The organism is Paenibacillus typhae (genome assembly GCF_900099765.1).
In the GTDB taxonomy this organism is placed as follows: domain Bacteria; phylum Bacillota; class Bacilli; order Paenibacillales; family Paenibacillaceae; genus Paenibacillus_AQ; species Paenibacillus_AQ typhae.
The window spans coordinates 151060-176380 of the sequence record NZ_FNDX01000011.1; the positions used below are offsets into that span (position 1 = coordinate 151060).

Consider the following 25321-nt stretch of genomic DNA (forward strand, 5'->3'; position numbering starts at 1 on the left):
CTTCCTTGGAAGGATGCTGGTTGCCCTTTTGCTTTCCAAAGCAGGCCACTATTGGTATGATTACAAGGTGTGAGAACATCTACAACCATGGAGGAATTAACAATGAGTGAGAACACAATATCCAGAATCATAGATCATACGCTGCTCAAAGCGGATGCCCGCAAAGAAGATATCATCAAGCTGGCGGAAGAAGCCAAAACCTACAAATTTGCGTCTGTCTGCGTCAACCCGGCGTGGGTGGCGGTAGCCCATGAAGTGCTGAAGGATACTCCTGAAGTAAAAGTATGCACCGTAATCGGCTTCCCGCTGGGAGCTTCAACTCCGGAGACCAAAGCTTTTGAAACAACCAATGCCATTGCAAACGGTGCTGGCGAAGTAGATATGGTCATCAACATCGGCGCTTTGAAGGACGGGGACGACGAGCTGGTGCGGCGTGATATTGCGGCTGTTGTTGAGGCGGCACGCGGCAAAGCGCTGACCAAAGTCATTATCGAGACTTGCCTCCTGAGCGAAGAAGAAAAGGTTCGCGCCTGCAAGCTCGCTGTAGAAGCAGGTGCAGATTTCGTAAAAACCTCGACGGGCTTCTCCACAGGCGGAGCAACGAAGGAAGACATCGCGCTCATGCGTGCAACCGTAGGTCCTGACATCGGCGTAAAAGCTTCCGGCGGCGTTCGCAGCAGCGAAGACGCGCTGATCATGATCGGAGCGGGCGCAACCCGGATCGGAACAAGCGGCGGGGTAGCCATTGCCAAGGGTGAACAGAGCCAGAGCAGCTACTAATAAGCAGGTTTTTTAGCGGCAGGACAAGCAGGGGAGCAATATTCTTTATTGTTCTCCTGTTTTTTCATATCAGGTAGGTAAATTTGGCAGGTGGGGAGGAAGGCGGATGGCGGAAAAGTTTGTTTTTCCGGAGCTGGAAACGGAGAGGTTATACATAAGGGTGTTAAAAGAAAGCGACAGTGCAGCGGTGTTCCGGCATTTTGCGGATGAAGAGGTTACGCGGTACATGGACATTCCCCCCTGCAAGGATATGGCAGAGGCATCAGAGATTATCCGGTTTCACACCGAGGATTCCGGCTGCCGCTGGGGACTCTTTGATAAGGCAAGCGGGCAACTGGCAGGAACCTGCGGTTTTCACTGCTGGGTAACCGGTACGCAGGCCAGGGCGGAAATCGGATACGATCTGTCTGCAGCCTGGTGGGGCCGGGGGTTCATGACCGAGGCTGTCACACCGATCATCCGGGTGGGTTTTGAACAAATGGAGCTGGAGCTCATTGAAGCAACTGCCGATCCGGCAAATGAGCGCTCGGCCCGGCTTCTGGAGCGGCTGGGGTTTAAGCGCAGGGAGGAGCTAGTAGACGGTCTGGTGTATTATTCTTTGCCGAAGCCGCCGGCAGGAGCATAATTGGGAGTTTGTTTCGCAAATGGAGTGCTTGGAGGAAATAGGGCATAGTAGCACTGACGATTGTTAGATTTAACTGCAGTAATAAAATGTAAGCGTGTACTTTCGTGCGGATTTGGGCTAATCTGGAGGAAGAGCACCGTTAGAATGGATGTTTTTATAAATATAATAAAACGCACCGGATTAATGAGAATTTTTGCTTCCCAAATAACATCATTTGTGAGAGAATAGTTACAATTCTTAATTGTTAATGTTTGCCACCAATGATAACAGGGGAGGAAATACCAATGTCAGAAGACCGTAAGCTGTCGTTCGAAACTTTGGCTGTTCATGCCGGCCAGGAGATTGATCCCACTACACTATCGCGTGCAGTACCGCTTTATCAGACCACTTCCTATGGTTTCCGGGATGCCGAGCATGCTGCCAACCTGTTTGCACTGAAGGAATTCGGCAATATTTATACGCGTCTGATGAATCCGACTACGGATGTGTTCGAGCAGCGGATTGCTGCACTTGAAGGTGGGGCAGGCGCGCTCGCGACGGCTTCCGGCCAGGCGGCTATTTCCTTCTCAATATTGAATATTGCCGGTGCGGGCGATGAGGTTGTATCCTCAGCGAGCCTGTATGGCGGAACGTATAACCTGTTCTCAACCACTCTGCCTAAGCTGGGAATTAAGGTCAAGTTCGTGGATTCCGATAACCCGGAAAATTTCCGCGCTGCCATTACGGACAAGACCAAGGCGCTTTATGCCGAGACCATCGGTAATCCGCAAGGGAATGTGCTGGACATTGAAGCTGTCGCAGCAATTGCCCATGAGCATGGCATTCCGCTGATTGTTGACAATACCTTCCCGAGCCCGTACCTGCTGCGTCCGATTGAGCACGGGGCAGATATCGTGGTCCATTCGGCCACCAAATTTATCGGCGGACACGGCACTTCAATCGGCGGGATTATTGTTGACGGCGGCAAATTTGACTGGAAGGCAAGCGGCAAATTCCCGGGCCTGACCGAACCGGACCCTAGCTATCACGGGGTCGTGTACACGGAAGCGGTAGGACCGATTGCTTATATTATCAAAGCACGTGTCCAGCTGCTGCGTGATCTGGGAGCTGCAATTTCACCGTTTAACTCCTGGCTGCTGCTGCAGGGGCTTGAAACGCTGCATTTGAGACTGGAACGCCACAGCCAGAATGCACTCCAAGTGGCGCAGTACCTGGAAAACCATAAAGATGTAGAGTGGGTCAGCTATGCCGGCCTGCCGAGCCATCCTTCCTACGCGCTTGCGCAGAAATATCTGCCTAAGGGCCAGGGGGCCATCCTCACTTTTGGTATTAAAGGAGGCACTGCCGCCGGCGTCAAGCTGATTGAGAATGTGAAGCTGTTCTCCCACCTGGCTAATGTCGGCGATTCCAAGTCGCTGATCATTCATCCTGCGAGCACCACCCACCAGCAGTTGTCCGCTGAAGAGCAGACAGCTGCAGGCGTTAAACCAGAGCTTCTGCGCCTGTCGATCGGTACGGAAGCTATTGATGATATCCTGTATGATCTGGAGCAGGCAATCGCTGCAAGCCAGCAGTAAGAAACAATCAATTTGCGTTATTAGGCAGGGTCTCTACCGTGCTCGCCTTTGTTCAGCCTAAAGATTAGGGCTGAATGGAGGGAGGGCGGCAGAGACTTTTTTTGTTGTCTCCGGCTGTACGCAGCCAGGTGTTGCCAGAACATTCAGAGCACCCTTATACTCGCTGATTATCATTTTGCTCCGGGGAACATGCTGTTGTATGCCTGTTAATTGAGACCGTTTGCATATTTCCGGGGCTGCTTCAGTATTTATAAGATGTGGAAATGTTAAATGCCGGAAACAGCACGGATCTGCAGGACACATCCGGCAGAAATCCAAAGCCAAAAAAGGTGGGTGCGGTGATGAAGGGTGAACGACAGCAGGATCACAATCGCGATAATGGGGAGCGCCCGTTCAAGTATAGTGCTGCTGACCGGGCGCTAGGAGTGGAGATGAGCCAGGCTGCATCTGTAGCTTCCGCGGCCGCGGAGTTTATCACCGCAGAAAAGGGGGGCATAGGGGAGGAACCGTCCGGCCGTGCTTATCTGAGGAGGACCGGAGAGCGCCCTGTCTTCCTGGTATTGCGTGAGGGGCAAGGAGACCGGCCTTTGCTGCGGGATGAACCGGGCACCTTCCCGGCTGGTCCATGCCTGATCCGGAGTGAAGAATGGCTTCAAACGCCGGAGCTTGCCGGATTATATGAATCCTGGCTGTACAGCGAGGATGCGCTGCAGGCTGAGCGTACCCTGCAGCGCATATATTACCGGCTGCGGGCTGCATCCGCTGCCCTGCTGGAATCGGCGGACAGCATCTGGGCCGCCGTCACACTGTTGCACACGCCGGAGCTGGCAGTCCGGCCCGGCAAGCTGAAGGAGCTGCAGGACGTGCAGCTCGAAGCCCTGTTCGCCGCCGTGGCGGCGAACCAGCGGCTGGGCAGCGACAGCCGCATCGATCTGCTGGCGCCGTACCCCGCCAGCAGTGCCGAATTCGCGGTGCAGCGCGAATTCATCGAGGACGTGGCCGAGCAGACCCTCGGCCACGCTTACGCGGCGGCGTGCAGCATCGGGGCGCGTATCGCCCCCGGTATGCCGCCCGCCGCCGCGGGGGAAATCGCGCGCATCGCCGATTTCCTGGTGCTGGACGGCGCGGCGGAGCCTGCCGCGCCGGAGGAGCCCGCCGCCGCGGACTTCGTCCTGGCGGCGGAAGCCGTGCTTGCCGCCGTGCGGCGCGTGAAGCCGGCGGCTGTGGTGCTCGCCGCCGGGGCGCCGGCGGCGGGAGCGCTTGCCGATCTGTACCGGATCGGCATGAGCGGGATCTTCTGCAGCGCCGGCCAGCGGACGGAGGCGCTGCTGCGGGCGGCCTGCCTGACCTGGATGGCCCGGCAGGATAACACCGGCACAGCCACCGAAGGATGGCTGTAAGCTTGCATATCTGAATTATGCCTGTTCCTGCCTGCATACCGCCAGTGGGACTCCTGAACTCAGCCGGTAAAGCGCCAGAATACAGCTAGTGCAGCTCTCGAAATCTGCAGGTAGTACCACCTGTATACAGCTAATACAGCTCCTGAACTCAGCCGGTAAAGCGCCAGAATACAGCTAGTGCAGCTCTCGAAATCTGCCGGTAGTACCACCTGTATACAGCTAATACAGCTTCTGAACTCAGCCGGTATAGCGCCAGAATTCAGCTAATGCGGCTCCTGAAATCTGCAGGTAAACCGCTCTTATGGCAGCCCAAAGTTTCGTTGCGTTTTACCCTGAGCACTATACTCAGATACAGGCACAACATAAGAAACGTCTGCTTTATTCAATAGGTGCACCCAATAAATTATCCGGCTGCCTGCTCTGAAGGGAAGGGCTTCATCTTGATCTGCAGCTGCACTTTGTACAGCTGTTCATCTCATCCGGTTTAGCCCCAGCAAAGGGGAATAAGTGCACTTCAACAATTCATATACTTATCTTGGCGGTATCCTGCTCAAAAGCGGGGTGCCGCCTTTTTAAATTGCGAAGAATACAGCAAATGAGCGGAAGCCGCCGGGAAGCCGGAACAGGAGTGGAAGGAATGCGACTATGTTGTATTTGTTATTACTTGGCAATCCATCAATAGGGCTCGCTAATCGAACTAAGTGGAAAAACACTATCTATTTCCGGGCTAATTACGATAAAGAAGCTATTAGGTGGAAAAACGCCACTTAATTCTAAGGTTTTTACTCCAAATGGAGCTTACGGTCAAAAATAAGTGTTGTTTTTCCACCTAATGACCTGAAATGCCGAGAAACACTGAAATTAGTTGGAGAAAACCCACTTAGATGCAGGGGAGCCCTCGTCCACTTAATTCTCAATAAAAAGTGTCATTAATTCCCTCTATAATTCCAGCTACAACCTCCTCTACAACTCCCGCTGCTTTCTCTGCTCTTTGCTTACATTCAGCTATTCACCAACCAGCAGGGTAAAATCCGGTCATGAGAGAGCCTATATAAGGAAATATAGAGCCTCTGGTTATTAAAATCCGTATATCTGGCACATTCTTTCCGGCGTTCAGGGCAATCGCGGGGTTTACTTTAACGCATAAAGTGGTATAGTAAGAGTACGAGTTGCACTGAGGAAATATATTTGCAATAGTACAACAATGATTATCATTCTCATTTACCATGCTGTCCCGGCTGAGCCGGGGCAGCATGTGTCATTTTAGGGGCTGTAATAATGGCTCTCATTCTCAGTAAGGCTGAACAGGCACTTAACCAGTTAGCAGCCGGCAACCTGCCGGCCACACCCCGGGGTTCATCCCCAATACATTCAGGAAGGTGATTAACTATGCAAGCAACATCCAAACAACTCCCTAAATCAACAGCCCGACAGGGCACCGGGCAGCAGCCCCGGGCGCCTAAGCCGCGGAGATTTGATCCGTTAGCTATGCTCAGTAATCCGGAAATGCAGGCTGCGTTAGGCAGCGGCCTGCTGATGCTTATAGCCTGGGCAGCCAGCGGCTGGTCAGAAGTACTATCCGTAATACTCTATGTAATTTCATATACAGTAGGCGGCTGGATCAAAGCCAAGGAAGGTGTAGAGACACTGGTCAAAGAGCGTGACCTCGACGTCAATCTGCTGATGATTGCCGCTGCACTGGGGGCGGCAGCGATTGGCTACTGGAATGAGGGTGCGATGCTGATCTTTATTTTTGCCATGAGCGGAGCGCTGGAGAGCTATACAATGGAACGCAGTAAAAAGGATATTTCCGCGCTGATGGCGCTGAAGCCGGCAACGGCGATCCGCATTGAGCAGGGAGCGATGAGCGAAGTGCCGATTGACCAGCTGGCGGTAGGCGATCTGCTGCTGATCCGTCCGGGTGAGCTGATTCCGGCGGACGGCAAGGTATGCCGCGGGGAATCGTCCGTTAATCAGGCCTCCATCACCGGGGAATCGCTGCCGGTTGAGAAGGCTGAAGGCAGCGAAGTGTTTGCAGGCACGGTCAACGGGGAAGGTCCGTTGTATATCGAGGTTACCACTTCTGCTGAGAACACGCTTTTTGCCAAGATCATCCGAATGGTTGAAGAAGCAGAGACGGAAGTGCCGGATTCCCAGCGCTTCATTAAACGCCTGGAGTCTGTTTATGCCCGGGTTGTTGTTATCGCCACTGCCGCGCTGATTGTCCTGCCGCCGTTTGTGCTGGACTGGAGCTGGAGCAATACCTTCTATAAAGCGATGGTGTTCCTGGTGGTTGCATCTCCGTGCGCCCTCGTTTCATCGATCATGCCCGCCATGCTGTCGGCCATCTCCAAAAGCGCACGCAAAGGCATTTTGTTCAAAGGCGGCGTCCATCTGGAGAATATGGCAAAGGTGAAGGTGGTTGCTTTTGATAAGACGGGGACGTTGACTGAAGGGGTGCCGCAGGTCACCGATCTGATTGCCGGAGAAGGCTACAGCCGTGAAGAGCTGCTGGCCGTCAGTGCTTCCATTGAAAAGCTGTCCAGTCATCCGCTGGCAGAAGCCGTTGTCCGGCTGGCCGAGGAGGAGCAGGTGGAGCTGTACAGCACGGAGGAGAACAAGTCCGTAACCGGCTGGGGAATCGAAGGGCGCATTGACGGCAGGCTGTGGAGAATCGGCAGATCGGATATGCTCGATGAGCAGACACCGGCGGAGGCTGCCGGTCATGCACAGTGGACAGCGGTCCGGGAGCAGCTGGAGAGTGAAGGCAAGACCGTTTCGCTGATCCTGGAGGAGGAACGGATCGCCGGGATGATCGCTCTGCAGGATACGGTGCGTCCGCAGGCGGCAGCCGCCGTGCAGAAATTGCAGAGGCTGGGAGTCAAAGTGGCGATGCTGACAGGAGACCGGAAGGCTGCGGCAGGTGTAATGGCCGGCAAGACTGGAGTGGATCTGGTATTTGCCGATCTTTTGCCGGAGGATAAGGTTACCCGGATCAAGGAGCTGCGCGGGCAGTACGGACAGGTCGTGATGGTCGGCGACGGCGTTAATGATGCTCCTGCACTCGCAACGGCTACAGTAGGCATCGGTATGGGGATGAAAGGCAGCGGAGCTGCCCTGGAAATTGCCGATGTTGTATTGATGAATGACAATATCGAAGAGATTGCTTCGACGATTGAGCTGGCCCGCCGGACGCAGCGGATTGTGAAGCAGAATATGATTTTTGCGGTGACAGTGATTGCTACGCTGATGCTGAGTAACTTTTTGCAGGGGATTGCTCTTCCATTCGGCGTAGTGGGCCATGAAGGGAGTACCATCCTGGTCATACTGAACGGGCTGAGGCTGTTAAGATAATGAGGCTGTAAACAGCGATTATAAATCAGGAAACCGGCTGATCTGAAACATAACATTCATTAGTTCATTCTATTTAATCTTGGCAACGATTCTGCTTCTGAAAAATAAATTGTTTAAAATTGAATTGTTCACAAAAAAAGGTCCGTTCGTACGTGTCTGGCATATTGACATATTCCCTTGAGATGATCATAATAAATACTACATTATAATTATTTTAATTAAGGAATCGCAGATCCGGCGCTCAGCCGTCCATCTCAAGGAGGATATTCTTATGTACAAATCCATTATTGTTGGTACCGGACCGGCCGGACTGACTGCAGCTATTTATCTGGCCCGTGCCAACCTGAACCCGCTGGTTATTGAAGGCCCGCAGCCGGGTGGACAGCTTACCACTACAACTGAAATTGAGAATTTTCCGGGATTCCCTGAAGGGATTATGGGACCGGAACTTATGGATAATATGCGTCAGCAGGCTGAGCGCTTCGGTGCGAAGTTTATTACCGGCTGGGTGAACAGCGTGGAGCTGGGTGACCGCCCGTTCAAGCTGCATGTGGAAGGTATGGGTGAACTGGTAACAGATACCCTGATCATCTCCACCGGCGCAACAGCCAAGTACCTCGGCATTCCGGGTGAGCAGGACAATATCGGCCGCGGCGTCAGCACATGCGCTACCTGTGACGGATTCTTTTTCCGCGGTAAAGAGATTGTCGTTGTCGGCGGCGGAGATTCCGCGCTTGAGGAAGCAGGCTTCCTGACCCGTTTTGCATCCAAGGTTACCCTGGTACACCGCCGTGAAGAGCTGCGCGGCTCCAAGATTATGCAGGAGCGTGTACGCGACAACAACAAAGTAACCTGGGGCCTCAACCGCACTCCGCTGGAGGTAGTAGCCGGCGATAAAGGCGTAACCGGACTTAAGGTGCTGAATAATATAACCGGTCAAGAAGAACTGATTGAAGCAAGCGGTGTATTCGTAGCCATCGGGCATCATCCGAACACGTCTTTCCTGGGCGGACAGATCACCACCGATGCTAACGGCTATATCGTAACCAATCCGGGTACTTCCGAGACAAACATTCCAGGCGTCTTTGCTTGCGGCGACGTGCAGGATACCCGTTACAGACAGGCAATTACTGCAGCAGGCAGCGGATGTATGGCAGCAATGGATGCCGAGAAATATATCGAGAGCCTGGAGCACAGCGCTGTTATTCTATAATATTTCTTTTAGGAGGGAACAACCGATGGAAAATGTAATTGTGTACACATCCACCAATTGTCCGCACTGCCGTCAGGTCAAAAGCTTCCTTAGTGAAAAAGGCGTACCCTACGAGGAGCGCAACATCGAGCAGAACGATGATTTTGCCCAGCAGGTATGGGATATGGGAATGAGAGCAGTGCCTGTAACGGTGATCGGCGATTTCAAAATCGTGGGCATGAACAAGACCCAATTCGCCAAAGCGCTGGCAACAGTGTAATTACCGGTTATCCGTATAAAAAATAGACCGGCCGCTTCCATAAAGGGGGCGGTCTTTGCTGTCGTTAGTTTTGCTGCAGAAGGGGGGCAGTTTGTCTTGTTGATATGCTTAAGGGATTATTGGAACCAGGACGCGGTGATGGAGCTGCTTGCCCTGTGTATGGCTGATGGGAAAGAGGCTGCAGAGCAGGAGATGAACCGGTATTTTACCGGGGATTCCGGGGAGCTGTTCGGATGTTTTGTAAACGGTGAGCTTAGCGGTATTACCGGACTGCGGCGCGAAAGTGAGCATGCGGTGGAAATCAGGCATATTGCCGTAAAGCCGGAATGGCGGGGGAAAGGGATCGGCCGGGCGATGATTGAGGAGATCGGCCGAGCGGCCGGGGTGGAGACAATTAAAGCCGAAACCGATCATGAAGCTGCCGGATTCTACAGAAGCGCAGGTTTTGCCGTTACCAGCCTGGGTGAAAAATACCCCGGAGTGGAGCGCTTTGCCTGCGTATTGTCCGTAAATGCGCTGGCGCAGAGCAGAATGTGACCGTTCATATTTTTGTCAAAAAAAAAGGCCATGCCGCCCCTTCCGGGGCAGTATGGCCTTTTTTTCGTGAGACCCGCATGAAGATTCATCCGGTAATATACGTTAAGTAAACATGTGGGTGATAGACATGACAACCTGAAAAACGCCATAGACAGCGGCACCGCTGATAATCAGCATAATGCCTGACTTTTTCTTCGATTGAAACAGGCGCAGTACACCGAGGCTGACCAAAGGAGCGATAATGAGTAAAAGCAGCAGCACAGTGATGAACATCTGCGCCGAAATGTCAGATGTATCAACATAGGTCATAAACTCACTCTCCGTTCAGGAAAAAACCAGTGTGACATATATCACACTTATATGAGTTTAATTATAAAACATTCCTGCTGTTTTTGCTGCATCCAAGCTGCCCTAATTGCGGCGATTTTACGTCATTTATTTATAGAGTTACCCGGATATTGCCGAGAAAATGCATGACGGCCGAGAATCCGGCGCCGATCACAGTTCCGCGGCTTCCCAGGCGGGAGAAGGTAATCTCCAGCTGCTGCTTGTGATAGGGGAGCGTGCGCTCGGCTACGACCCGGCGCAGCGGCCCGCCCAGCCAGGGCTCAGCCTCCGATAACGCTCCGCCGATAACAATCAGCTCCGGATTGAAGCTGTTGATCAGATTGGTTACGCCGATCCCAAGATATTCCCCGATCGAGGCGAAGTGCTGCAGAACATCCGGCTGCCCGGATATGGCGTGACGGACAAGCTCGCCCGTTGTGCGTGCAGGCAGGGAGAGGCCCGGATTGTCATACGTTTTCTCCGAGGCGTACAGCTCCCAGCATCCGCGGCTGCCGCAGCTGCAGGGCTTGCCCTGTGCTTCAATCGTCATGTGGCCGGTCTCTCCGGCATAGCCGCGCGCGCCCTTGTACAGCTCTCCGCCGATAATAATCCCCGAGCCGATCCCTGATCCGGCACTGATGTACAGAAGGTGCCGCACATCGCGCGCCGCACCGAAATTCAGCTCGCCCTGCGCACCGGCATTCGCTTCATTGTCAATGGTAACAGGCACCTCGAAGCTGCTCTCCAGTATGCCCCGCAGATCGACCATTTCCCAGCCAAGGTTGGGGGCGAACAGCACGATTCCGTCATCCACCATGCCCGGAACACCTACGCCGATCCCTACAATGCCATAGGGGGAAGGTGGAGCCTGGGCGATTAGTCCGCTGATAATGCTCTTCATCTGCTCCAGCACATAAGGGAAATCATGTGCAGCCAGCGGGCAGTCCACTTCTTGCAGAACCCCTCCATCCAGATCGCATAGCACGGCTGTCAGTTGCTTCACCCGCAGCTCAATGCCGATGACGCTGCCTGCCGTGGCATTAAAATGCAGGATCAGCGGCTTGCGTCCGCCGCTGGACTCCCCGGGCCCGGCCTCGGTAACCAGCTCCTGGGCACACAGCTCGGCAACCAGATTGGAGACGGTGGCTTTATTAAGGCCGGTCATCTCGGATACCCTGGCCCGCGAGACGGGGGCGTGCATGCGGATTGTATGCAGAATAAGCGATTTATTGATCTTTTTGACCAGTGCCTGGTCGGCAGTAACCTTCACGCAGTACACTTCCTTTTTTGACAACGTTCTCATTAACATATGACCTTTAGTCTAGTGCGATGTCTGCTAAAAAGCAACAGGCTTTGGAGTGACAGCCCGGAAAAAAGGCTGCAGATAAGTAATGCAGGCTTACGCATACGTGCAGCCGCAGGCGGGTACTTTAGGGTCAGGCTCCGCCGTGAAAAAAAAGTTTTTAAAACTTTGTTTAACCAATATACAAAGTCGGAGAGATGTGTTAAGATGATGCTGTAAACGCTTGCGGGCGAAGCAGAATAGAGGAGGATTTTACTAATGGCTTATTTCGAAACAGTGGGCAAGATCTCTTACGAGGGCAGCCGTTCCACCAACCCTTACGCATTCAAATTCTACAATCCAAAAGAAATCGTAGCCGGCAAAACGATGGAAGAGCACCTGAAATTTGCAATGGCATACTGGCATACATTAACAGCAGGCGGTTCCGATCCGTTCGGCGCTGAAACAGCAGTCCGTTCCTGGGATAAGCTGAGCACACTGGACAAGGCTAAGGCACGTGCAGAAGCCGCTTTTGAATTCATGGAAAAGATGGACCTGCAATACTACTGCTTCCACGACGTAGACATCGCTCCGGAAGGCGCGTCCCTGCGTGAGTTCTACAGCAACATCGACACTATCGTTGACATCCTTGAACAGGGCATGAAGGCTTCCGGCAAAAAACTGCTGTGGAACACAGCCAACATGTTCACCAACCCGCGCTTCATGCACGGTGCAGGCTCCACCTGCAATGCTGATGTGTTCGCACACGCAGCAGCACAGGTGAAGAAGGGTCTGGAAGTTGGTAAACGTCTAGGCGCTGACAACTATGTATTCTGGGGCGGCCGTGAAGGCTACGAAACCCTGCTGAACACAGATATGTCTCTTGAGCAGGACAACATTGCCCGCCTGTTCAGCATGGCAGTAGACTACGCGAAGGAAATCGGCTTCGACGGCCAGTTCCTGATCGAGCCTAAGCCGAAAGAGCCTACCAAGCACCAATATGACTTTGACGCGGCAACCTGCATTGCTTTCCTGCAGAAATATAATCTCGAGAAGCACTTCAAGCTGAACCTTGAAGCCAACCATGCCACACTGGCAGGACACACCTTCGAGCACGAGCTGCGTGTAGCACGCATCAACGGCATGCTGGGATCGCTGGATGCGAACCAGGGCGATCCGCTGCTGGGCTGGGATACAGATGAATTCCCTGCAAGCATCTATGATGCTACCCTGACCCTGTATGAAGTGCTGAAGAACGACGGACTCGGCAAAGGCGGTATCAACTTCGACTCCAAGGTACGCCGTCCTTCCTTCGAGCCTGAGGATCTGTTCCTGGCGCATATCTCCGGTATGGACGTTTATGCCAAGGGTCTGAAAGTGGCTGCCAAGCTGATCGAAGACCGCGTATTTGATGACTTCATCGCTAAACGCTACAGCAGCTTCACTGAAGGCGTAGGCGCCGATATCGTATCCGGCAAAGCTACTCTGGCTTCCCTTGCCGACTACGCGCTGAACAACGAAAATCCGCGTCCGAACCAGTCCGGACGTCAAGAGCTGCTCAGAGCAACTCTGAACCAGTACATTCTTACTGTAGAGTAAGCAGAACTGCCGGGAACCAGCGGCTCTGCCGCCGGTTCCTCTATAACTAACGCAACGGGGGTTGCTGAAGAAAGCATTCTTCGGCAGCCCCTTTTCTTGTTTTAATAAATCAAATGTGCTACATATAATCAAAGAGAACGCTTACGAAGCTAGTTTTGTCCGGAGCAATTATCAGGAAGTATATACAAGCAAAACCAGGCTGATGCTTACGAAGCCAGTTTTGCCAGGAGTAATCACTAAGGAGCATATACAAGCAAAACCAGGCTTATGCTTACGAAGTCAGTTATATTGCGAAGATTAAACAGAGAAGATTATGCTTCATATAACTTTTAGGAGGCCAACTATGAAATATGTAATCGGTGTCGACCTGGGAACGAGCGCGGTTAAGACGGTACTCGTTGATCCGCAGGGAAAGGTAGCCTTTGAGCATTCGGAAGCTTATCCGCTTAGCAGACCGCAGCCGAACTGGAGCGAGCAGAATCCGGAGGATTGGGTGCAGGGAACGCTGGTCAGCCTGCGCAGGCTGATCGAAGCGTCGGGTGTTGATCCGTCGCAGGTAGACGGGCTCAGCTTCTCCGGCCAGATGCACGGGCTGGTGCTGGTGGACAGCGAGGGCAAGGTGCTGCGTCCGGCCATTCTCTGGAATGATACGCGCACTACGGCGCAGTGCCGCAAGATCGAGAAGACGCTCGGCTCGAAGCTGATCGACATCGCCAGAAACAAGGCGCTGGAAGGCTTCACACTGCCGAAGATTCTCTGGGTTCAGGAGAACGAGCCTGAAGTGCTGGAGCAGGCGCATCAGTTCCTGCTGCCTAAGGATTATGTGCGCTTCCGGCTGACCGGCGATTATGCAATGGATTACTCCGATGCAGCCGGAACACTGCTGCTGGACGTGGGTGCGAAGCAGTGGAGCCCGGAGATTGCCGAAGCCTTCTCCCTGCCGCTGTCCCTGTGCCCGAGACTGGTGGAATCGTTCGACCAGACCGGCACGCTGCTGCCTGAGATTGCGGAAGCATCCGGTCTGCTGACTTCGACGAAGGTATTCGCCGGCGGTGCCGACAATGCCTGCGGCGCGCTGGGTGCGGGAATCCTCGGCGAAGGCCGGACCATGTGCAGTATCGGCACCTCCGGTGTTGTGCTGTCCTATGAAACCAACAAGGATCTTAACCTCGAAGGCAAGGTTCATTTCTTCAACCACAGTGAGAAGGATGCCTTCTACATCATGGGCGTAACCCTGGCGGCAGGCCACAGTCTTACCTGGTTTAAGGAGACCTTTGCCGCAGAGAAGAGCTTTGATGAGCTTTTGTCCGGCGTTCCTTCCGTTCCGGCAGGAAGCGGCGGTCTGCTGTTCACCCCATACATCAGCGGTGAACGCACACCGCATCCGGATGCCAATATCCGCGGCAGCTTCATCGGCATGGATTCCGGCCATACACTGGCTCACTTTACACGTTCGGTGCTGGAAGGCATCACGTTCTCGCTGCGCGAGTCGATTGAGATCGTGCGTGAATCGGGTAAAGAGATTACGGAAATCATCGCCATCGGCGGCGGTGCCAAGAATGAAGCCTGGCTGCAGATGCAGGCCGATATTTTCAATGCTTCCATCATCAAGCTGGAAAGCGAGCAGGGTCCTGCAATGGGTGCGGCTATGCTGGCAGCGTACGGCAGCGGGTGGTTCGCATCGCTGGGTGAATGCGCCGAAGCGTTCATCCGGCCGGCAGAAGTATTCAAACCGAATGAGAAAGAGGTAGCGGTCTATGACGGACTGTTTGCTCTCTACCAGGAAGTATACGGACAGACCCGCGGTCTTAACGACAGGCTGGCGGCATACCGCCAATAACAGCTGAAGCTTAGCTGCGTTAAGCGTACGGACAGCTGATAATCACTTGAGGTTGCCATCAATAATCCTTAATATTTTTAGCAGAAACGGTTACTGCCTTCTCTGAAGGACGGCATAGCCGTTTCTGCTTGTTTCCGGATATGTGTTATAGGGGGCTGAGAGCTGATGATAAAAGTGCTGATTGTGGATGATGAGCCGAAGCTGAGGGAAGGACTGCGCAGCCTGATTCCATGGGAGGAGGAGGGCTATACCGTTGTAGCAACGGCAGCGAACGGATTCGAGGCGCTTGAGAAGTATAATACTTTTGCACCTAAGCTGGTTGTAGCCGATATCCGGATGCCTGGAATGGACGGCCTGGAGCTGATTACAGAGCTGCGCAGGCAGAACGCGAAATGCCATGTGCTCATTCTCAGCGGCTATGCCGATTTTGAATATGCCAAGCGGGCGATTTCAAACCGTATTGACGGGTACCTGCTCAAGCCGGTGGATGAAGACGAGCTGATCTCTTATCTGCGGGAGATGCGTGTGACAATCGGCCAGGAGGATATGCTGAGCGTCCTGCAGAATGTGGTGGAGGAGAACACCCGTGAGGTCTGGCTGCGCGGACTGCTCCAGCCCGGCCCCGGGGACATCAGTCCCACGGAAGCGGCTGACAAGCTTAAGCTGCAGGGCAGTAGTGAGGTTGTGCTGCTCAGGCTTCTGAATTCCGGCAAAGGGGAGGAAGGAAAGGAAGAGCGTGTCCGCAGTGAATTGGAGCGGCATTGGCAGCCGGAGGAGGCCGAGTTCTTCAGCCTGCCGCCCTATGCCGGCCTGCTGCTGAAGGCGCCGCTGAAGGATGCAGCCGCCCGCACAGCGCTGTGGCAGGAATTAAACCGGGTTATCTCCAGGGAGGGGCTGGACTTCTATGCCGCATCCGGGGGTGCTGCTGCAGGTCCGGAACGGATTGCCGGTTCGTTTGCAGCGGCCAAAGGGCTGCTGGAGCAGGCTTTTTTCGGCCGCAGGGAGATTCTGTCCGGCGGATTTATGGAGCATTGGGCGGAAGCTGCAGTGGAGCCTGCTGATGAGCAGGGGGAGACCGGTGAGCGTGATGAGGAAATGGAGCTGCTGCTGGCAGTCGAAACAGGAAGTACGGAAATCCTGCAGCCGCTGGTGAAGCAGATCATCGGCAAGCTGGTTGAGGCCCGGCATGACGAAGCCTACATCAAAGACAATCTGATCCGGATGATCAGCAGCACCATTGCCCGGCTGGAGGCGGCTAACCCCGAGGTGCGCGCTCTGATTAGCGGGAATGTCTCGCCGGCAAGTGAGGTATACAACAGCTTTTATCTGATGGATATTCATGAAATGGTTACAGATTATCTGGAGCACCTGGCGGGGCAGCTGAACAGCGGCGGGCGGGGCGATGAAATCAAGCGGATTACGGATCTGATCCAGCGCCGCTATAACGAGAACCTGAAGCTTGGGATGCTGGCGCAGATTTTTAATTATAACAGCGCATATCTGGGCAAAATGTTCAAGAATCAGATCGGCGAGCACTTCAATACGTACCTGGATAAAGTGAGAATTGAGAAGGCCAAGCAGTTCCTTGCCCAGGGCATGAAGGTGTATGAAGTGGCGGAACGGGTCGGTTATATGAATGCTGATTATTTTAACGCAAAATTCCGCAAATATGTCGGTGTTTCACCAAGCGCCTTCCGCAAGGAGCAGTAAGCTGCGCCTACGGGCTTGCCGAACGTGAAGCACAGGTTTATGATAGACGGGCTGTTCCCCATCCGCAGCGGATGAGCGGGGCAGCCTGTTTGACATATCCGGGGGAGGATGAAGATGAAGCAGCTTGTGAGCCTGATAAATAATATGAAGCTGAAGTATAAGCTGATGATGTTTTACGTGGTCGTGGTTATGATTCCGGTGTTGATTATCGGGATTACCCTGATCAGCTATTTCCGCAACGCCGCGCTTGAGAGAGCCATTGACCAGGCAAGCAATAACGTGGAGAAAATCAAAAGCCAGATGTCCAGCAAGCTACGCGTGCCCACGGATATCTCCAATCTGCTGTTTTTTGATGATACGCTTGAAGTGCTGGTAAATACGAAGTACCCGAACATTCTGGAGCTGACCAAAGCCTATATGGACTATACCGAGTTCAAGGAATATATGCTGCAGTACCGGGAGATTGCCAATATCCGCTTTTTTATCGATAATCCGACGCTTGTGAACAATCTGGCGATTACTCCGCTGACCCCCGAGACGGAAGAAAGACCCTGGTTCAAGAAGGTGATGGAGACCAAGGGGATCTACTGGCTCTATATTGATGATAAAGAAGAGTTTCTCAGCACAACCAAGGGGAGCATTAACAAGCTGAGCCTGATCCGGCAGGTGTCTTACCCCGAATACAACAGCACCGGTGTCATCATGGTTCAGGTTAATCAGAATGAGCTGAATAACATGCTGTCCCAGGAGCCGTTCGAGACGATCATTACAGACGAGCAGGGATATATTGTAGCGGCCAAAAACCCTCAGCTGGTCGGCACGACGCTTGCCTCATTTGATATCGGCGTCAATCTCGAGAGCCAGACGGAAAAGGTAATCCAGACTCAGGTCAAGGGCGAGGACTCCTATGTGATCCTGGATGAGATGAGTCCCGAGCTCAGCATCAGCAAGCTGAAAATCATATCCGTCTTTGAAACCAAGAGCATTCTCAGCGGTGCGAATAAGGTCAGTGTGCTCGGTCTGCTGATTATCAGCGGGGTTCTGCTCGTTGCCCTCGTGATGGTGTATATTATCTCCCTGCTTACGACGAACCGCCTGCTGCGGCTCAGCCGGCAATTGAACCAGGTGGCACTTGGTAATCTGAACATTGTATCCCACATCGACGGTACGGATGAAATCGGCCAGCTCTCGCGCCAGTTTAATTACATGGTATCCAGCATCAACCAGCTGATCAGCCAGGTGATTGAATCCAACGAGAAGAACAGCAGACTGGAGATTGCCCAGCGCGAGATCAAGCTGAAGATGATGGCCAGTCAGATCCATCCGCATTTTCTGTTTAATGCTCTGGAGTCGATCCGCATGAACGCCCATCTCAAGGGTGAGAAGGAAATTGCCAATATAGTCCGGCTGCTCGGCAAGCTGATGCGCAAAAATCTGGAGGTCGGGCGGGAACGGGCTCCGCTCAAGGAAGAAATTGAGATGATCCGCTCTTACCTGGAGATCCAGAAATTCCGTTATGAGGACCGGCTGATGTATGAGATTAACTTTGATGCCAAAGCAGCAGAGGTGCTGATTCCGCCGCTGATTATCCAGCCGCTGGTCGAGAATTCCGTCGTTCACGGGCTGGAGAATAAAGAGGGGACTGTACATGTATATGTCAGTGTGACGATGCAGGAGAATGAAATTCAGGTCAATGTCAGCGATGACGGGGTTGGAATGTCCAGTCAGCGCCTGGCCGAGATTATGGAAGTGATCACCAAGTCAGAGGAAGAGCAGCGGAGCCGGATCGGCATGCGCAATGTGCATCAGAGACTGGTGCTGTATTACGGGGAGCAGTATGGGCTTAAGATTGCCAGCGAGGAAGGACGGGGTACAGAAATATCTTTTTCCATCCCCAATGATAGCGATTACAAACAGTAGTTCCCCGGCTGCTGTTCAATGTCTAATTTGTATATGATTTTAGATAAAATATGTCGGGTATTCGCTTACATTTCGGTACGGTATGATATGAATATAAAAACGAAGGGGGAATAATGATCGTGAAAGCGCTCACTGAAAACGGTGTTACAGCAAATGAAAGCGTAACCCCCCACCCACCTGCGAAGCGGAAAAGAAGCGGATTTTGGAGTAGTGTACTGCAGCAAAAGTACTTGTATCTCATGTCTCTTCCATTCGTTATCTGGGTATTTATTTTCAGCTATGTGCCCGTATGGGGATGGTTGATGGCATTCCAAAAATATAAACCGGCCAAGTCCTTCAGTGAACAGGAATGGGTCGGACTGGCTAACTTCAAGGAGCTTTTCCAGGATGAGCGGTTCTATCTTGTACTGAGAAATACACTGGCAATGAGTATACTCGGACTGATTGTCGGATTCGTGGTTCCCATCCTGTTTGCCGTCCTGCTCAATGAGCTGCGCGGGAGCATCTTCAAGAGAACGGTACAGACCGTATCCTACCTGCCTCACTTTGTATCCTGGGTCGTTGTCGGCGGGATTGTCTATAAGACCCTTTCCATTGACGGAGGGATCGTGAACGATCTGCTGATCTGGATGAATGTTATTGATGAGCCGATCCAATTCATGGCCCAAGGGAAGTATTTCTGGGGAGTAGTCACCGCAGCTGATATTTGGAAAGAAACCGGCTGGAATGCGATCATCTATCTGGCAGCGATTACAGGTATTGATAAAGAGCTGTATGAAGCGGCAAAAGTGGATGGTGCAGGCAGAATCAAACAGATGTTCAATATTACGTTGCCTGGTATTCGTTCAACCATTATGGTGCTGCTAATTATGAACATCGGCCATCTGATCGGTATCGGCTTTGAGAAGCAGTTCCAGCTGCAGAACAACCTGGTTACCGATTATTCGGAAGTACTGGATTTGTATGCGCTTAAGTACGGTATTCAAATCTCACGGTTCTCTTATGGTACGGCAATCAGCATGTTCACCTCGGTAGTCAGTGTTATCCTGTTGTTCACTGCTAACGGTGTGATGAAGAAATTAACTAAAGAAAGCATCATGTAAGGAGGGGATCTCAGATGGCTGGCAAAGCTTTTCAAATGACAAAGTCTGAACGTGCATTCGATATATTCCTGTATGTTTTTCTAACCCTTGTAATGATCGTAACGTTGTATCCCTTCCTTAACGTGCTGGCGATTTCTTTAAATGAATCTACAGACACCGTCCGCGGCGGCATCTACATCTGGCCGAGAGCCTTCACGCTTGAGAACTACGAACGGATATTCAGCTATACCGGCCTGATTCAAGGCTTCAAGATTTCACTTCTGCGCACGATCTCAGGTACACTTCTCGGTCTGATCAGTGCTTCCATGCTGGCCTTTACGCTCAGCCGTCCTGAATTCAGAGCCAGAAAGTTTGTCTCGGTTTTCCTGGCCCTGACCATGTATTTCTCAGGCGGTATGGTTCCTATGTACATTCTGATGAGAGATATGAATCTGATCGGAACGTTCTGGATTTACATCCTTCCGGGTGCGGTTTCCGCCTTTAACGTGTTCATCATCCGTTCCTTTATGGACGGCCTGCCATTTGCTCTGCAGGAATCAGCGAAGCTGGACGGGGCAAATGACTTCAAGATTTTCTACAAAATCATCCTGCCGCTCTGTAAACCGGTGCTTGCAACCATCGCGCTGTTTCTGGCCGTAGGTCAATGGAATGAATGGTTCACAACGTATCTGTATAACGGTAATAAAGCCCACCTCACAACACTTCAGTATGAGCTGATGAAGGTGCTGGCGACTACCAATCAGGGCAGCGGCATGGTGAATGCCAACGATATGGCCCAGCAGATGGCACAGATTTCACCTGAATCCATCAAGATGGCAATCACGATTGTTGTAACTGTACCTATTCTGGTTGTGTATCCGTTCCTGCAGAAGTATTTTGTCGGCGGTATGACACTGGGAGCTGTAAAAGCCTAGATTCCGGTTCTGGCAGCCGGGGAGCGTACATGCTGAGCGGACACCTCCGCCGGATTACGCTCCCCCAAGCTTCACCGCTTGCAGGATTTATTATTATATTGATTTTGCAAGCGCTAACAAAGGTATACTCAGGTTAAGCCTGATATGCATAAAGGAACATACAAATTTTTAAGGGGGATTACAAATGAAAAGCAAAGGCATAAAAACGGCTTTTACACTCATGCTTTTGAGCTCTATGCTGATCGCAGGCTGTGGCGGCAACAATAATGCTGCCAACAATACTGCCGATAATACGCCGGCCAATACCGGTAACAACACAGAAACGAACCAGCCGGCAGACGATGCAATGGATACAAGCCCGTTCACGATCTCATTCTTTGGTGCGGATGCGAGTCCAAACTGGAATAATATGCAGGATGATGTGGGGAAAGCTATTACTGAGAAGACCGGTGTAACACTTGAGGCCGAATATGATGTCGGCAGCGGGGGCGGCGACCAGAAGATCGCTATGATGGCTGCCAGCGGCGACGTGCCGGATCTGATCTTTGCAAAAGGTAGCCTGAGCACCCTGGTGGATGCCGGCCTGATCATTGATATGACAGAGCTGATCGATAAATATGCTCCTAACCTCAAAAAGGTATACGGAGAGAACATGAACCGTCTGAAGTACAGCCTGGATGACCAGAGCATCTATCAGATCCCTACCAATATGGGTGTCGGCCAGTCCTCCTTTGACGCAACCGGCGGCTTCGAAATCCAGCACCGCGTATTGAAAGAGCTGGGCTATCCTGAAGTGAAAACACTGGCGGATTATGAGAAAGTATTGAAGGATTATGTGGCGCTGCATCCGGAAACGGACGGCCAGCCTACCATTCCGCTCACACTGAATGCGGATGACTGGAAGATCATGATCACAGTAACTAACCCTGCCTTCATCACTACAGGCGCACCGGATGACGGTGAGTATTATGTTGATCCTGAAACTTACGAAGCACAGCTTCACTACAAACGTCCTGTAGAAAAAGAGTATTTCCGCTGGCTGAACGGCATGTACAATCAGGGCCTGCTGGATAAAGATACTTTCGTACAGAAGGATGACCAGTACAAAGCTAAAGTAGCAAGCGGCCGTGTACTCGGTCTGATCTCCCAGGAATGGGAATACCAGGATGGCGAGAATGCACTGAAGGCAGCCGGTAAGGATGAGTACACTTATGCCCACTTCCCTGTAACCCTGAGCGATGAGTATAAGGATCACTCCTTCATGCAGACAGGTATCGACGGCTATGGTCTGGCAATTACAACTGCAGCTAAAGACCCTGTCCGCATTATCAAATGGCTTGACTGGATGTCCTCCGATGAAGGACAGATCCTGAGAACCTGGGGTATTGAAGGCAAGCATTACACTGTAGATGCAGACGGCAAGCGTGTGGTTCCGGCTGAGATTCAGGACAGAAAGGCCAATGATGTTGCCAATTTCCAAAAAGAAACAGGTATCGGTCAATATCTGATCTTCGGTGCACGTTATGGTGACGGTGTAAAAGATCCGACTGGAAACTACTACACTACAAGCTTCCCAGAAGAAATTGTAGCTGCTTACTCCGACGCTGAGAAGGAATCACTCGCCGGCTATGGCGCTACTACCTGGAAAGATCTGTTCCCTAAAGAAGATGAATTCCCTGTTAAAGAAACCGGTGCTCTTTACAACCTGCCTGTTCCGACTGACGGACAATATCAGGTAATCTTCAAGAAAACTCAAGATATTATCCGCAAGCGCATTCCGGAAGCCATTCTGTCCAAACCGGGTGATTTCGACAAGGTATACGACGCATTCCTTGCTGAGCTGGACAAAGCAGGCGCTCAGGATATGGAAAAAGAATTCACTGAGCTCGTGAAAAAGAGAGTATCCCTGTGGACCGGTAAGGAATTTTAATCTAAGGTATTCTTTCAGCATTACAAACTTAATGCAACAGCAGGGACCCGGTATTTGTCCGGGTCTTTTGCTGTATATGCCCCTATAAGGAAAGCCGGAGAGGATGAGGGATGTGCACCAGGGACAAACATGGAAGTTAAAATACAAGCAGCCGGCAGCCGTCTGGGAAGAAGCATTGCCGCTTGGGAACGGTCATATGGGTGCGATGGTATTCGGCGGAACGGCTGAAGAGCGTTTCCAGCTGAATGAGGATACGTTATGGTCGGGATTTCCGCGGGATACGAACAATTACGAGGCACTCCGCTACCTGAAGAAGGCGCGCGGGCTAATTGCGGAAGGGAGCTATGCGGAAGCAGAAAAGCTTATTAACAGCCGGATGCTCGGTGTGAACTGCCAGGCGTATATGCCGCTTGGCGATCTGATCCTGAAACAGCCGGGTACGGAGAACTGTACGGAATACAGCCGGGAGCTGGACCTGGATAGCGGCATTGCAACAGTGTCCTTCCGGACAGAAGCGGGCAGGTTCACCCGGGAGGCATGGATCAGTGCGCCTGACGGTGTGATGGTTATTCAGGCTGTTAGTGAAGCACGCGGCGGATTGAACCTGGAGCTGAGTCTTTCGAGTCCGCTCCGTCACACGGTGAAGCGGCCAGGAGCGGCAACACTTATGCTGGAAGGCCGCTGTCCGACGCATATTGCCGACAATTATCACCAGGATCATCCGTATGCAGTCCAATATGAGGACGGGCTGGGCATCGCCTTCGAGCTGCATATGCAGGTCATTGCCACAGGCGGCCGGGTTGAAGCGGCAGACGGGCGCGTGCTTGTCTTGGGTGCGGATCAGGTGCAGCTGGTGCTTGCTGCCGCAACGGATTATGAGCAGGTGAAGAGCAGGGCGGCACATTTGAGCGGCAGCCGTGCGGCTGCCGGCTGGCTGCCGGCAGATGAAACGCAGGCTGAGAGCACAGCTGCACAGGTGAAGGAGGGCAACGGTGCAGGCCCGGCCGAGCTGCTTAGCCCGGGGGAGAGCTGCGAACGGCGGCTGGCGGCTGCGTGCGGGACGGTGTACGAGGTGCTCAAGCAGCGGCATACCGCCGATCATCAGGCGCTGTTCCGCCGGATGGAGCTTGACCTCGGCTGGAGCGAAGCGGCTGAGCTGCCGACGGATGAGCGGCTGGCAGCGTACAAGAACGGCGGAGAAGACCCGGCGCTGGAGGCGCTGCTCTTCCAGTACGGGCGTTATCTGCTGATCGGCAGCTCGCGTCCCGGTTCTCAGGCCGCCAATCTGCAGGGGATCTGGAATGAGCATGTTACCCCGCCGTGGAACAGCAACTATACCACGAATATCAATACGCAGATGAATTACTGGCTGGCTGAGGCAGGCAATCTGAGTGAGCTGCACGGGCCGCTGATTGATCTGATCGGCGAGCTGAGCGAAACCGGAGCCAGAACGGCCGCCGTCCATTACGGGGCGCGCGGCTGGACAGCCCACCACAATGTGGACCTGTGGCGGAGCTCTGTACCGTCCGGCGGCGATGCCAGCTGGGCGTTCTGGCCGATGGGCGGCGTGTGGCTGAGCCGCCATCTCTGGGAGCATTACGCGTATAACCCTGATCCTGCCTTCCTGCAGGAGACGGCCTATCCGCTGATGAAGGGGGCGGCGCTCTTCGCGCTGGACTGGCTGGTCGAAGGGCCGGAGGGCCTGCTCGTGACCAGTCCGTCTACCTCGCCGGAGAACCGCTTTGTTACCGCTGACGGGGAAGCGTGCAGCGTATCCATGGGATCGGCGATGGATTTGAGCCTGATCCGGGAGCTGTTCGGGCACTGCCTGGAGGCGGCGCGGATTCTGGACACGGATGCGGCATTCCGGCAGCAGCTGGAGCAGACGCTGCCGCGGCTGGCTCCGCTTGTTATGGGCGCGGAGGGACGCGTGCAGGAGTGGTTTGAAGATTTCGCTGAAGCAGAGCCGGGGCACCGCCATGTCTCCCATCTGTACGGGTTGTACCCGGGAGAGCAGATTAATGAGCGGGATACCCCGGAGCTGGTTGAAGCAAGCCGGCGGACCCTTGAGAAGCGGATTGCCTCGGGCGGCGGACATACCGGCTGGAGCTGTGCGTGGCTGATTAACCTGTATGCCCGGCTGCGGGACGGGGAAGCGGCTCACAGCTTTGTACGGACACTGCTGTCGCGCTCGGCTTACCCTAATCTGTTCGATGCCCATCCGCCGTTCCAGATTGACGGGAACTTTGGTGCGGCCGCCGGGATTGCCGAGATGCTGCTGCAGAGCCATCTGGGCGAGCTCCGCCTGCTGCCGGCCCTGCCGGAGGCCTGGAAGAGCGGCCGGGTCAGCGGAATCAGGGCACGCGGCGGCTATGAGCTGGAGCTGGAATGGAAGGACCATTTGCTGGTATCCGCACGCATCTGCGCTACCCGTGACGGGGAGTGCCGGATCGTATATACGCGCGGGCTGAAGATTCAGCTGCCTGACGGAAGTATTGCCAGCGCGGAAGAGCCGCTTCAGGTTAAAGCCGGAGAGACTTACCTTGTGACTGCCGGCAAAGTTTAACGGGAATTACCTCTGAAAATAGCTGTAGTAAAAAAAACTGCTTCCTATGCAGCATTGGTCATACCCCTGTCAAGTAGACAGATAAAAAAAGCTAAGCAGCCAGCGCGTGCCGATACTCAATTGGTGCGCGCTGTTTGAGTTTCGCCTGGAACCGCTGGTAGTTATAGAAGTAGATATATTCCTCGACGGCTTGATGAATTTCGGCTTCTGACTTACACTGGTGAAGGTACAACTTCTCTGTCTTGAGGTGCGAAAAAAAGGATTCGATGCACGCATTATCCAGGCAGGTTGCTTTGCGAGAGTGGCTGCCTTTAACGCCGAATTCCTCTAATCGTGTGTTGTACGCCTGAGACGTGTACTGAAAGCCTTGGTCCGAATGGAGCAC

The 25321-nt window shown here is 53.1% G+C and carries 19 protein-coding genes; 16 read left to right on the plus strand and 3 right to left on the minus strand.

Annotated elements, in window-relative coordinates:
- The first annotated feature begins 102 nt into the window (after positions 1–102).
- The 8 genes from deoC (at position 103) to BLR64_RS12625 (ending at position 9745) form a co-directional block, all read left to right on the plus strand.
- A complete protein-coding gene (gene deoC, locus BLR64_RS12590) occupies positions 103–780 on the plus strand; it encodes a deoxyribose-phosphate aldolase (RefSeq protein WP_090714566.1) in 678 nt (225 codons plus the stop codon).
- A gap of 106 nt (positions 781–886) precedes the next feature.
- A complete protein-coding gene (locus BLR64_RS12595) occupies positions 887–1405 on the plus strand; it encodes a GNAT family N-acetyltransferase (RefSeq protein WP_090714568.1) in 519 nt (172 codons plus the stop codon).
- Positions 1406–1689: 284 nt separating this feature from the next.
- Positions 1690–2982 (plus strand): homocysteine synthase, encoded by a 1293-nt coding sequence (locus tag BLR64_RS12600; protein WP_090714569.1) that lies wholly within the window; start codon positions 1690–1692, stop codon positions 2980–2982.
- Between the two features lie 587 nt (positions 2983–3569).
- Complete coding sequence (locus tag BLR64_RS12605; protein WP_139171963.1) at positions 3570–4382, plus strand: hypothetical protein; 813 nt, start codon at positions 3570–3572, stop codon at positions 4380–4382.
- Between the two features lie 1389 nt (positions 4383–5771).
- Positions 5772–7736 carry a heavy metal translocating P-type ATPase gene (locus BLR64_RS12610; RefSeq protein WP_090714572.1) on the plus strand — a complete coding sequence of 655 codons (1965 nt, stop codon included), beginning with the start codon at positions 5772–5774 and terminating at the stop codon, positions 7734–7736.
- A gap of 271 nt (positions 7737–8007) precedes the next feature.
- Complete coding sequence (gene trxB / locus BLR64_RS12615; protein WP_068729713.1) at positions 8008–8949, plus strand: thioredoxin-disulfide reductase; 942 nt, start codon at positions 8008–8010, stop codon at positions 8947–8949.
- Positions 8950–8974: 25 nt separating this feature from the next.
- Entirely contained in the window at positions 8975–9208 is a 234-nt protein-coding gene (locus BLR64_RS12620; RefSeq protein WP_068729715.1) for a glutaredoxin family protein, read from the plus strand.
- A gap of 96 nt (positions 9209–9304) precedes the next feature.
- Positions 9305–9745: a GNAT family N-acetyltransferase gene (locus BLR64_RS12625; RefSeq protein WP_090714574.1), complete on the plus strand. Its 441-nt coding sequence runs from the start codon at positions 9305–9307 to the stop codon at positions 9743–9745.
- A gap of 102 nt (positions 9746–9847) precedes the next feature.
- Here the strand turns inward: BLR64_RS12625 and BLR64_RS12630 are convergent, their stop codons facing one another.
- Positions 9848–10054, minus strand: a complete 207-nt coding sequence (locus BLR64_RS12630; protein WP_042180881.1) for a hypothetical protein — start codon at positions 10052–10054, stop codon at positions 9848–9850.
- 130 nt (positions 10055–10184) lie between these two features.
- Positions 10185–11342: an ROK family transcriptional regulator gene (locus tag BLR64_RS12635; RefSeq protein WP_208607172.1), complete on the minus strand. Its 1158-nt coding sequence runs from the start codon at positions 11340–11342 to the stop codon at positions 10185–10187.
- Positions 11343–11633: 291 nt separating this feature from the next.
- On the opposite strand from BLR64_RS12635, the gene xylA reads away from it, so the two are divergent.
- The 8 genes from xylA (at position 11634) to BLR64_RS12675 (ending at position 24936) form a co-directional block, all read left to right on the plus strand.
- On the plus strand, positions 11634–12953 hold the full coding sequence (xylA, locus tag BLR64_RS12640; RefSeq protein WP_068729723.1) for a xylose isomerase: 1320 nt from the start codon (positions 11634–11636) through the stop codon (positions 12951–12953).
- Positions 12954–13296: 343 nt separating this feature from the next.
- Positions 13297–14793 (plus strand): xylulokinase, encoded by a 1497-nt coding sequence (gene xylB / locus BLR64_RS12645; RefSeq protein WP_090714577.1) that lies wholly within the window; start codon positions 13297–13299, stop codon positions 14791–14793.
- 165 nt (positions 14794–14958) lie between these two features.
- Positions 14959–16503: a response regulator transcription factor gene (locus tag BLR64_RS12650; RefSeq protein WP_090714579.1), complete on the plus strand. Its 1545-nt coding sequence runs from the start codon at positions 14959–14961 to the stop codon at positions 16501–16503.
- A gap of 114 nt (positions 16504–16617) precedes the next feature.
- On the plus strand, positions 16618–18423 hold the full coding sequence (locus BLR64_RS12655) for a sensor histidine kinase (RefSeq protein ID WP_415841025.1): 1806 nt from the start codon (positions 16618–16620) through the stop codon (positions 18421–18423).
- Between the two features lie 113 nt (positions 18424–18536).
- Positions 18537–19526, plus strand: a complete 990-nt coding sequence (locus BLR64_RS12660) for an ABC transporter permease (RefSeq protein WP_090714582.1) — start codon at positions 18537–18539, stop codon at positions 19524–19526.
- A gap of 14 nt (positions 19527–19540) precedes the next feature.
- Positions 19541–20440, plus strand: a complete 900-nt coding sequence (locus BLR64_RS12665; protein ID WP_090714584.1) for a carbohydrate ABC transporter permease — start codon at positions 19541–19543, stop codon at positions 20438–20440.
- A gap of 184 nt (positions 20441–20624) precedes the next feature.
- Positions 20625–22370 carry an ABC transporter substrate-binding protein gene (locus BLR64_RS12670; RefSeq protein WP_090714586.1) on the plus strand — a complete coding sequence of 582 codons (1746 nt, stop codon included), beginning with the start codon at positions 20625–20627 and terminating at the stop codon, positions 22368–22370.
- Positions 22371–22473: 103 nt separating this feature from the next.
- On the plus strand, positions 22474–24936 hold the full coding sequence (locus BLR64_RS12675; RefSeq protein ID WP_090714588.1) for a glycoside hydrolase family 95 protein: 2463 nt from the start codon (positions 22474–22476) through the stop codon (positions 24934–24936).
- A 91-nt stretch (positions 24937–25027) separates the two neighbouring features.
- Here the strand turns inward: BLR64_RS12675 and BLR64_RS12680 are convergent.
- Positions 25028–25321: IS3 family transposase (locus tag BLR64_RS12680; protein ID WP_167360661.1), on the minus strand; the 294-nt coding region annotated here is incomplete at its 5' end.